Annotated in this window: 10 protein-coding genes and 1 pseudogene; 2 read left to right on the plus strand and 9 right to left on the minus strand. The window is 63.9% G+C overall.

Features of this window, described 5'->3' with window-relative positions:
• A partial coding sequence (gene acs / locus ABS88_RS22530) for an acetate--CoA ligase (protein WP_286750643.1) occupies window positions 1-1,558 on the plus strand: 1,558 nt, incomplete at its 5' end.
• A 31-nt stretch (window positions 1,559-1,589) separates the two neighbouring features.
• Here acs and ABS88_RS22535 read toward each other — a convergent pair.
• The 8 genes and pseudogenes from ABS88_RS22535 to ABS88_RS22570 form a co-directional block, all read right to left on the minus strand.
• Window positions 1,590-2,321, minus strand: coding sequence for a proteasome-type protease (locus ABS88_RS22535; protein ID WP_003052754.1), 732 nt, complete (start codon window positions 2,319-2,321; stop codon window positions 1,590-1,592).
• 32 nt (window positions 2,322-2,353) lie between these two features.
• Window positions 2,354-3,157, minus strand: a complete 804-nt coding sequence (locus ABS88_RS22540; RefSeq protein WP_062901893.1) for a transglutaminase family protein — start codon at window positions 3,155-3,157, stop codon at window positions 2,354-2,356.
• A gap of 2 nt (window positions 3,158-3,159) precedes the next feature.
• Window positions 3,160-4,101: an alpha-E domain-containing protein gene (locus ABS88_RS22545; protein WP_058813208.1), complete on the minus strand. Its 942-nt coding sequence runs from the start codon at window positions 4,099-4,101 to the stop codon at window positions 3,160-3,162.
• Window positions 4,102-4,106: 5 nt separating this feature from the next.
• The gene (locus tag ABS88_RS22550; protein WP_058813207.1) at window positions 4,107-5,504 is read right to left on the minus strand and encodes a circularly permuted type 2 ATP-grasp protein; all 1,398 of its coding nucleotides are present in this window, start codon (window positions 5,502-5,504) and stop codon (window positions 4,107-4,109) included.
• A 222-nt stretch (window positions 5,505-5,726) separates the two neighbouring features.
• On the minus strand, window positions 5,727-6,571 hold an 845-nt coding region (locus ABS88_RS22555), incomplete at its 5' end, for an SEC-C metal-binding domain-containing protein (protein ID WP_286750644.1).
• Window position 6,572: 1 nt separating this feature from the next.
• A pseudogene (gene secA / locus ABS88_RS22560) lies at window positions 6,573-8,485 on the minus strand (preprotein translocase subunit SecA); the annotation flags it as partial.
• Window positions 8,486-8,592: 107 nt separating this feature from the next.
• Window positions 8,593-8,862: a hypothetical protein gene (locus ABS88_RS22565; protein WP_120694221.1), complete on the minus strand. Its 270-nt coding sequence runs from the start codon at window positions 8,860-8,862 to the stop codon at window positions 8,593-8,595.
• Window positions 8,863-8,969: 107 nt separating this feature from the next.
• Window positions 8,970-9,353 (minus strand): hypothetical protein, encoded by a 384-nt coding sequence (locus ABS88_RS22570; protein WP_286750645.1) that lies wholly within the window; start codon window positions 9,351-9,353, stop codon window positions 8,970-8,972.
• Window positions 9,354-9,484: 131 nt separating this feature from the next.
• Here ABS88_RS22570 and ABS88_RS22575 point away from each other — a divergent pair, with 131 nt between their 5' ends.
• Window positions 9,485-10,291 (plus strand): SDR family oxidoreductase, encoded by an 807-nt coding sequence (locus ABS88_RS22575; RefSeq protein WP_062770108.1) that lies wholly within the window; start codon window positions 9,485-9,487, stop codon window positions 10,289-10,291.
• Window positions 10,292-10,325: 34 nt separating this feature from the next.
• Here the strand turns inward: ABS88_RS22575 and ABS88_RS22580 are convergent.
• A partial coding sequence (locus tag ABS88_RS22580) for a fumarylacetoacetate hydrolase family protein (RefSeq protein WP_286750646.1) occupies window positions 10,326-10,500 on the minus strand: 175 nt, incomplete at its 5' end.

Here is a 10,500-nt window from a genome sequence, read left to right on the forward strand (position 1 = left end):
CGACCGCGTCACCATCTATATGCCGATGATCCCCGAAGGCGCGATGGCGATGCTCGCGTGCGCGCGCATCGGCGCGATCCACAGCGTCATCTTCGGCGGTTTTTCGCCCGAGGCGATCCACGGGCGGATCGAGGATTGCGGCAGCGACTGGGTGATCTGCGCCGACGAAGGACTGCGCGGCGGCAAGACGATCCCATTGAAGGCCAATGTCGACAAGGCGCTCGAGCGCGTCGACGTAAAGGGCGTGCTCGTGATTGCGCACACCGGCGGCGACGTCGCGATGCGCGAAGGCCGCGACCATTGGTACGACGCGCTGTCGGCCGATGTCGACGCCGACTGCCCGTGCGAACCGATGGGCGCCGAGGACCCGCTGTTCATCCTCTACACCTCAGGATCGACGGGTAAGCCCAAGGGCGTGCTGCACACCGTCGGCGGCTACAGCGTGTGGACCGCGTCTACCTTCTGGTACGGGTTCGATTATCGGCCGGGCGAAATCTTCTGGTGCACCGCCGACATCGGCTGGGTCACGGGGCACAGCTATGTCGTCTACGGGCCGCTTCAGAATGGCGCGACGACGCTGATGTTCGAAGGCGTACCCAATTATCCGGACCACGACCGTTTCTGGCAGGTCGTCGACAAACACCGGGTCAACATCCTCTACACCGCGCCGACCGCGATCCGCGCGCTGATGCGCGAAGGCGACGATTATGTGACACGCCACGACCTCTCGACGCTCCGGCTGCTCGGCAGCGTCGGAGAACCGATCAATCCCGAGGCATGGCGCTGGTATCACCAGCTCGTCGGCAAGGGCCGCATCCCCGTCGTCGATACCTGGTGGCAGACCGAGACCGGCGGCATCATGATCACGACGCTTCCCGGCGCGCATCCGATGCAGCCGGGCAGCGCGGGGCGCCCCTTCTTCGGGGTCCGGCCGCAGCTCGTCGATGCGGATGGCGCGGTGCTTGCCGACGAACAGGTCGGCGGCGCGACCGAGGGCAATCTGTGCATCACGCACAGCTGGCCGGGGCAGGCGCGGACGGTCTATGGCGACCATGACCGCTTCATCCAGACCTATTTTTCGACCTACAAGGGCAAATATTTCACCGGCGACGGCTGCCGCCGCGATGCCGAGGGCTATTGGCGGATCACCGGGCGGGTCGACGATGTCATCAACGTCTCGGGCCACCGCATGGGCACTGCCGAGGTCGAAAGCGCGCTCGTGCTGCACGATCTGGTCGCCGAAGCCGCGGTCGTCGGCTTTCCGCACGACATCAAGGGCCAAGGCATCTACGCCTATGTCACGCTCAACGCCGGGGTTGAGCCGACCGAAGAGATTGCCGCCGCGCTACGGCAGCAGGTGCGCACGGAAATCGGCCCGATCGCGACGCCCGACCATATCCACCTGACCCCCGCCCTTCCCAAGACCCGGTCGGGCAAGATCATGCGGCGGATTCTGCGCAAGATCGCGGAGAATGACTTCGGCTCGCTCGGCGACACGTCGACGCTGGCGGACCCGAGCCTGGTCGACGGGCTGATCGAAGGGCGGAAGAACCGGTAACCCTAACCCCTCCCGCAAGCGGGAGGGGGATTTAGAAATGGAAGTCCGGCAGTTCGGCCAGCGCGATGCCCAGCGCTTCGGCCCAGCCGTGCGACACATTGTGGAAATAGGGATCGTCGCGTTCGAAACGGCGTTCGTGGACGCCGTGGAAATCGTCGCGTTCGTGGACCTTCAGGTCGATCGGCAGATCGACCCCGGCGTTGGCGCGGATCGTCGAATCGAACGAGACGCACAGCAGCTTGACCGCATCCTCAAACGACATAGCGGGATCGTAGGACCGCACGATGATCGGGCGGCCATATTTGGTTTCGCCGATCTGGAAGAAGGGATTATCCTCCCCCGCTTCGATGAAATTGCCCTCGGGATAGATCAGGAACAGGCGCGGTTCGGCGCCGGCAATCTGCCCGCCGACGATCAACGAGGCGCGAAAGATCGATTCGGCGGCCGGCCCTTCGGCGCCGTAGCGCAGCACGATCTGGCGCAGCGTCTCCCCGACGATCGTCGCGACCTGGAACATCGACGGCGCCTGCAGGATCGACGGCTGACGTTCTTCAGGCGCCTTGGTGCGTTCGTCGAGCAGGCTGACGACCGCTTGCGTGGTCGCCAGATTGCCCGCCGACATCAGCGTGATCACGCGCTCGCCCGGCACGTGCCAGCTGCGCATCTTGCGCACCTGCGATATGTCGTCGACGCCGGCGTTGGTGCGGGTGTCCGACATGAACACCAGCCCCTTGTTCAAACGCATGCCCACGCAATAGGTCATCGAATCCCCGTCCCGCCCCTGTGATGTCCCGATTATTGCTGCACCTGCAATTGGACAACCAGATTTTCCTGCGCCGCACCATAGCGCATGCCGCGAACCGGGGCGGCATCGCGATAATCGAGCCCCGTCGCGACGCGGATATAGCGCTCGTCGGGCGAATGGCCGTTGCTGACGTCGAAGCCGATCCAGCCGATATGGTCGAAATGTGCCTCGGCCCAGGCGTGGGTGGCGTCCTGATGGGTGCGGTCGTCCATGCTGAGATAGCCCGAAACATAACGCGCGGGGTGGCCCAGATGGCGCATCGCGGCGATGAAGATATGGGCATGATCCTGACACACCCCGCCCTCGCCCCCCAGCGCCTGTTCGGCGGTTGTCTCGGCATCGGTGACGCCGATGCGATAGGCCAGGCGGTCGAGGATCGCCGCCGACAGCGCATGCGCGCGTTCGATATCGTTCGCGAAGTCGCGGCCCAATCCGGCGGTCAGCGCGCGCACGCCCCGTCCCGCACGCGTCAGCGGCGTCGGGCGGAGGAAGGTCCACAGCGGCATCGCCCCGCGATGCGCCCCGATCACCCCGTCGGTGGTGAGCAGTTCGACCGCGCCGTGGCACCGGATGACAAGTTCGGCATCGCCGCCGTGCACCGCGATCAGATCGACGCCATTGCCGTGATGATCGACATAATGGAGCTGCTTTTCCCCGCCCTCGACCTCGATCGTCCAGTCGTGGATCCGCTGCTGGCCCGGCCGGTCCTTGGGGGTCAGGCGCAGTTGTTGCAGCGCATAGCCGACGGGAGCGTCATAGCGATAATGGGTGGTATGATCGACACGCAGGAACATCGTCACTCCACGAAACGGTAATCGCGCTCGATCTGCATCGCGAGCGCCGAATTGGCGGACAGGAAATCGGTCAGATATTCGTGCAGGCCACCATCGAAGATCGCCTGGATCGGCCCCGCGAGCTTTTGCCGGCACAGGGCATCGGCCATCCGCCCTGCCTCGGTCTCTTCGCCATAGCCGCGCTGGAGCCAGGCAAGATTGTCCTGCATCTTGGCGCAGCAAAAGGCGAGGCTGCGCGGCATCTGGCCATAGAGGATCAGGAATTCGGCGATCTTGAGCGCGCTGATCTCGGCCCCGTAAAGCCAGCGATAGGCGCGGTGCGCCGAGACCGACCGCAGGATCGTTTCCCACTGCACATTGTCGATCGAGGTGCCGATATGCGCGACCGAAGGCAGCAGCAGATAATATTTGACGTCGAGGATACGCGCCGTGTTGTCGGCGCGTTCGAGGAAAGTGCCCAGCCGCGCGAAATTATAACCATCGTTGCGCAGCATCGTGCCGGTCAGCGCACCGCGCACCTGCGCACTCTGCTGACGGATCGCGGCGAGCACGTCGGGCAGATCGTCTTCGCGCACCGGCCGCTTGAGCAGGTCGGTCAACGTCATCCAGCTCGTATTCACCGCCTCCCACACCTCGCGCGTCAGCGCGGTACGCGCGGTGCGCGCATTGTCGCGCGCGTGCTTGACGATCGACAGGATGCTCGACGGGTTGGCCGGGTCGCGCAGCAGGAAATCGACGACGCGCGCCGAGCTGTAATCATCGTGCGTCGCCAGGAATGCCTGATCGACCCCCGCGGTCTCCAATATCGAGCGCCATTCGGCGGGTGCCGTCTGCGACCGGGTGAGCGCGATGCGAAAGCCCGCGTCGATCAGCCGCGCATTATTCTCGCTTCGTTCAAGATAGCGCGCCATCCAGAAGAGGCTGCCTGCGGTTTTGCCTAGCATCGCCGTCAGTCCTCCAACACCCAGGTGTCCTTGGTGCCGCCACCCTGGCTGCTGTTCACGACCAGCGATCCCCTCGTCATCGCGACGCGCGTCAGGCCGCCGGGGGTGATGGTGATGCCCTGCGGCGACATCAGGACAAAGGGGCGCAGATCGACATGCCGCGGCGCAAGGCCCTTTTTGGTGAAGATCGGCACCGTCGAAAGCGACAGGGTCGGCTGGGCGATATAATTGCCGGGGTTTGCCTCCAGCTTGGCGCGGAACGCGGCGATTTCCTTCCGGCTCGCGGTCGGTCCGACGAGCATTCCATAGCCGCCCGACCCGTGCACTTCCTTCACCACCAGTTCGGGAAGCCGGTCGAGCACCTCGCGCAGATGTTCGGGCTCGCTGCATCGCCATGTCGGCACGTTGGGCAACAGCGCCTTTTCGCCGGTGTAGAATTCGATGATGTCGGGCATGTAACTATAGAGCGCCTTGTCATCGGCGATCCCGGTCCCCGGCGCATTGGCAATCGTGATGCCGCCGGCGCGATAGACGTCCCATATCCCCGGCACCCCCAACATCGAATCGGGACGGAAATTCAGCGGGTCGAGAAAGTCATCGTCGACGCGGCGGTAAAGGACGTCGATCGCGCGATAGCCCTGCGTCGTGCGCATCGCGACCCGGCCATCGACGACGCGCAGGTCATGCCCTTCGACCAGTTCGGCGCCCATCTGATCGGCTAGGAAGCTGTGCTCGAAATAGGCGCTGTTGTGGATGCCCGGCGTCAGCACCGCGACGGTCGGCGTACCGCCGCACATCGGCGGCGCACAGGCCGACAGCGATTTCAGGAGGTTGATCGGATAGTCGCCGACCTCGCGCACCGGTACTTTCGCGAACAGCTCCGGAAACATCTGGAGCATCGTTTCGCGATTCTCGAGCATGTAGGACACCCCCGACGGGGTGCGGGCATTATCCTCCAGCACATAGAATTCGTCGGCGCCGGTGCGGACGATATCGATGCCGCTGATATGGGTATAGACGCCGCCGGGCGGATCCATGCCCATCATCATCGGCAGGAAGGCATCGTTGCGCGCGATCAACGCGGTCGGCACCCGGCCGGCACGCAAAATCTCCTGCCGGTGATAGATATCGTAGAGAAAGGCGTTGAGCGCGCGCACCCGCTGCTCGATCCCGCGCGACAGGCGCCGCCATTCGCCCGCCGCGATGATCCGCGGCACGACGTCGAACGGGATCAGCCGCTCGTCGGCGTCGGCCTCGCCATAGACGTTGAAGGTAATGCCAGTGGTGCGAAAAAAGGCTTCGGCCTGCTGCGTCTTGCGCTGGATGCGCTGGGCATCCTCGGCATCGAACCATTCGCAATATTCGCGATAGGGCGGCCTGGTCCCGCCATCCCCGGTTATCATCTCGTCGAAGAAGGAAATGCTCCGACCCTTTCCACGCAACAGCCACGCCAACCGCGCACGATAAACGCGGCGCCCTGTTCCGACCTGCTACGTCGCCCGGCGGCTACACGGCCACCAAGCTTATGGGAAAGATGCTAATCGCGCCGCCGCGCGATGGCAAGCGGCCTCGTCACGGCGCGAAGGGCCGCGCGCACCGGCGCGCGGCCCCGCCGTCCTATGCCGTCAAAGCTGCCCGTGGCAGTGCTTGTACTTGCGGCCCGAACCACAGGGGCACGGCGCGTTGCGGCTGATCTCCAGCGCGGCATAGGGATTTTCGCCTTCGGGAAGATCGGGGCGCGGCACCTGCATCGGCGGCAGCGTGTCGGCGATCACGCCCAGCGAGCCGCCGTCGATATCGGCGCTGTTGTCCTCGCCCGTGAAGGGATCGATGTGCGTGGTCAGGAAGTCCGGCAGGTCGGGCAGCGGCATCGGTTCGGGTTCCTGGAACTGGAAATCGATCCGCGCCACGGTGCGCGTCACATCCTCGCGGATATTCTGCAGCATCCGTTCGAACAGCCCGAAAGCCTCGGCCTTATATTCGTTGATCGGCTGCTTTTGCGCATAGGCGCGCAGGAAGATCGCCTGCCGCAATGCGTCGAGCGTCGCGAGATGGTCCTTCCAATGATGGTCCAGCGTCTGGAGCAGGATCGACTTTTCGATACCGCGCCAGCTTTCCTGGTCGACTTGCGCCGCCTTTTCGGCGGCGGCCGCGTCGGCCATCTGCTGGATGCGCTCCTCGAAGATTTCGGCATCGACCGCATCTTCCTGCATCCATTCATCGAACGGCGGGCTGAGGTCGAGGATGTTCGCCACCCGCTCCTTCATCGCCTCGATGTCCCATTGCTCGGGATAGCTGCCCGGCGGGCACGCATCGGCGACGATCGCATTGACCGTTTCGGCACGCATCGCCGTCATCGCGTCATCGACCGTTTCGCTGTCGATGATCTCGCCGCGCTGTTCGTAGATCACCTTGCGCTGGTCGTTCATGACGTTGTCATATTCGACGACCTGCTTGCGGATGTCGTAGTNACCTGCTTGCGGATGTCGTAGTTGCGCGCCTCGACCTTCTTCTGCGCGGTCTCGATCGCCTTCGACAGCCACTTCGATCCGATCGCTTCGCCATCCTCGAGATTCTTGTTCATCATCTTGGCGAACAGCGTGTCGGGACCGAAGATGCGAAGCAGATCGTCGTCGAGGCAGAGGTAGAATTTCGACAGGCCGGGGTCGCCCTGACGGCCCGAACGGCCACGCAGCTGGTTGTCGATGCGGCGGCTTTCGTGGCGCTCGGTGGCGAGCACGAACAACCCGCCGGCGGCCTTCACCGCCTCACGCTCGGCGGCGACTTCCTCGCGGATTCGCGCCTCGGCGGCGTCGCGTTCGGCGCCTTCGGGCATGTCCTTCAGCTCGTCCTCGATGCGGAATTCTTCGCTGCCGCCGAGTTTGATGTCGGTGCCGCGGCCCGCCATGTTCGTCGCGATCGTCACCGCGCCGGCGCGGCCGGCCTGCGCGACGATATGCGCTTCGCTTTCATGGAAGCGCGCGTTGAGGACGCTGTGCGGCACGCCTTCCTTTTCGAGATAGGAGGACAGAAGCTCGGACTTCTCGATCGACACCGTGCCGACCAGCACCGGCTGGCCGCGCTCGTTCGCATCGCGGATCGTGCGTGCGATCGCGCCGAACTTGTCGGTGATATTCTTGTAGAATTCATCTTCCTCATCGATGCGCGCGATCGGGCGGTTCGTCGGGATGGTGACGACGTTCATCTTGTAGATTTCGAAGAATTCGGCCGCCTCGGTCGCCGCGGTGCCGGTCATCCCGCTCAGCTTGGGATACATGCGGAAATAATTCTGGAAGGTGATCGAGGCGAGCGTCTGGTTTTCGGGCTCGATATTCACGCCCTCCTTCGCCTCGACCGCCTGGTGCAGGCCGTCGGACCAGCGGCGGCCATCCATCATGCGGCCGGTGAATTCGTCGATGATGACGACCTTGCCGTCCTTGACGATATAGTCGGTGTCGCGGCGGAACATCACGATGGCTTTCAGCGCCTGGTTGACGTGATGGACGACCTGCGTGTTCTCGATATCGTAGAGGTTGCTGCCCTGGAGCAGCCCGGCGTTTTCGAGCAATCGCTCGACATGCTCGGTGCCTTCTTCGGTCAGGCTGATCGACTTCGCCTTTTCGTCCTTCTCATAATCCTCTTCGCCGAGCTGGAGGACCACTTCGTTGACGCGGATATAGAGTTCGGATTTGTCGTCGGTCGGGCCGGAGATGATCAGCGGCGTACGCGCTTCGTCGATCAGGATCGAATCGACTTCGTCGACGATGCCGAAATTGAACGGGCGGTGGACCATCTGGCCGCGGTCATATTTCATGTTGTCGCGCAGATAGTCGAAACCCAGCTCGTTGTTCGTCGCATAGGTGATGTCGCTGTTATAGGCGGCGCGGCGTTCGGTTTCGTTGAGGTTGGGAACGATGATCCCGGTCGTCAGCCCCAGAAAGCCATAAACGGTGCCCATCCATTCGGCGTCGCGGCGGGCCAGATAATCGTTCACGGTGACGACGTGAACGCCCTTGCTCTCGAGCGCATTCAGATAGCAGGGCAAAGTCGCCATCAGCGTCTTGCCTTCGCCCGTCGCCATTTCGGCGATTTCGCCGCGGTGGAGAACGATGCCACCAATCATCTGCACGTCGAAATGGCGCATGCCAAGCGTGCGCTTTGCCGCTTCGCGAACCGTCGCAAAGGCTTCGGGCAGGATGTCGTCGAGCGTTTCGCCGGCATCGAGCCGGGCGCGGAACTTGGGGGTCTGCGCCTTCAGTTCCTCGTCGCTCTTCGCTTCCATTTCGGGCTCGAAGGCGTTGATCTTGGCGACGGTCTTGCGGATCGAATTGACGTAGCGGTCGTTGGACGAGCCGAACAGGCTCTTGGCAATGCTGCCGAACATGGCGGATTTCCTTGGATTATCGAAAAGGGTGGCGGACGCGCCGCACGAATATGCAGAAAAAGGCCCCGATCATTCGGAGCCTGGCCCGTCAGGGCATCGCCAAAAGGCTATTCGAGCGCGCGGTCGCTGCCGGTGAGGAGGCCGGGAAGATGCGGCGGAGCCGCCTTGCGCGGCTTGCCGCTGCCGCCGCTCGTCGTGCGGCGGGTCGGGGTAGCGGTGGTTGGTCGGCGTTCGCTATCGCTCGCCTCGGCCTTGTTCGCGCTTTCGGCGAGCAGGACCAGCGACCCCATTGCCACGGGCGTGGCAGGCGCCGCCATCGCCCGGTCCGCGGTCGCGAAGCCGGTGAGCAGCGCCAAAAGGGTCAGCAATAACCGCAAGAATCGCCCCTATTCCAATCCAACGCGCTGCATATAACGCGCTGCTGCATGAACATAGGGTGAAAAGGGGCGAAGGTCCAGAGGCGGCGTGACGGCCTGTGCCGCCTTCACGTGCCGCCCGAAGGACAGTCGGAGACCAGCGGCCCCTTTTGTTTCGCCTTCGTATCGATCGAATCGACCCGCATCGTGATGTGGCTGGACCGGAAGAATTCGGGCGAGGTTTCGCAGAAGCCTGTGACGAGGGCATCGGAAACCTGCTGCGGCGTTGCGTCGGCCCGCCATCCGTCGGGACCGGTGACCGTAATCACCAGCGTATTGTCCTCGGCATCCACTGCCTGAATCTGGATACCACCCTCGAATACCGTCCCGATTGTCGTGCGCATGGCCGCGACATAGTCGCCGATCGTCGGCGCGGCATTCGGAGCCTGTGCGGTTGCAGCCGCGGGGATCGAAACGACCGCCAGTGTCGCGGCCAAAAACAGCTTGTTCATCGTCTGATACTCCCCTGCCACCCCACCTGCTCCATATCGCCGCGCGCATCGCTGTCAAAGCCCGTTTGCGCCGGGCGCCGCGATTGCGCTTGACGGGCGCGTCAACTTCGCCTGTTCTCAGGGAGGACGGGATGGCACGGAAGGCGATATTCATCACCGGCGGCGGATCGGGCATCGGCCGCGCCACCGCGCAATATTTCGCAGCACAGGGCTGGTTCGTCGGGATCGCCGACGTCAACAAGCAGGGCATCGACGAAACCGCCGCGCTGCTTCCCGACGGCGCCTCGTCGCGCCACGTCATGGACGTACGCGACCGCGACCAATGGAAAGCTGCCCTTGCCGAATTCGCAGCCGCGAGCGGCGGTCGCCTCGACGTCTTGTTCAACAACGCCGGTATCGGATCGGGCGGCCAGTTCCTCGACATGCCGCCCGAAGAGGCGGACCGGCTGATTGCGATCAATTTCGGCGGCGTCGTCAACGGCATCTACATGGCGATGCCGTTGCTGCGCGCGACCCCCGGATCGGCGATCCTCAACACCGGATCGGCCTCGGGCTTCTATGGCGTCGCCGGGCTTGCCGTCTATTCGGCGACGAAGTTCGCGGTGCGCGGGCTGACCGAGGGGCTGGAGATCGAGTTCGCCAAATACGGGATCAAGGTTCGCTCGCTGATGCCCGGCTTCATCGACACGCCTTTGCTCGACCAGGTCAGCGCCGACAGCAACGAGCCGGCCCGCGACCGCCTGTCGGCGAGCGGTTTCGAAATCTCGCCGGTGCAGGATGTCGCAAAGGCAGCGTGGGATGCCGTTCACGGTGACCGCGTGCATGTCCCCGTCGGCAAGATGGCACGCCGCCTCGGCCGCCTCGCGCGCTTCTTCCCCGGCCTGATCGCCAAGCAATCGAAAAAGATCGACGGCCTTGGGGGCGCGGCGGCGCATTGACGCGCTGGTCGGCTTTCCGGCTGTGCCGAAACCTTTATAGAAAGCGGTTGGCGATGGTCCCGACGCCATCGACACCGCCTTCGACGACATCGCCCCGGACGATACGGCCCACCCCCGCGGGCGTGCCGGTGTAGATCAGGTCGCCGGGCCGCAGTTCGACATAGGCCGACAGTTCGGCAATGATGTCGGCCACCGGCCAGATCATGTCG

It is taken from the genome of Sphingopyxis sp. SCN 67-31, from assembly GCF_001725095.1.

What these genes read in the sequence shown, in the direction of transcription:
- ABS88_RS22535 (WP_003052754.1), bottom strand. Translation starts at nt 2,321, where the DNA reads ATGACCTATTGCGTGGGCATGCGTTTGAACAAGGGGCTGGTGTTCATG.
- ABS88_RS22540 (WP_062901893.1), bottom strand. Translation starts at nt 3,157, where the DNA reads ATGTTCCTGCGTGTCGATCATACCACCCATTATCGCTATGACGCTCCC.
- ABS88_RS22545 (WP_058813208.1), bottom strand. Translation starts at nt 4,101, where the DNA reads ATGCTAGGCAAAACCGCAGGCAGCCTCTTCTGGATGGCGCGCTATCTT.
- ABS88_RS22550 (WP_058813207.1), bottom strand. Translation starts at nt 5,504, where the DNA reads ATGATAACCGGGGATGGCGGGACCAGGCCGCCCTATCGCGAATATTGC.
- ABS88_RS22570 (WP_286750645.1), bottom strand. Translation starts at nt 9,353, where the DNA reads ATGAACAAGCTGTTTTTGGCCGCGACACTGGCGGTCGTTTCGATCCCC.
- ABS88_RS22575 (WP_062770108.1), top strand. Translation starts at nt 9,485, where the DNA reads ATGGCACGGAAGGCGATATTCATCACCGGCGGCGGATCGGGCATCGGC.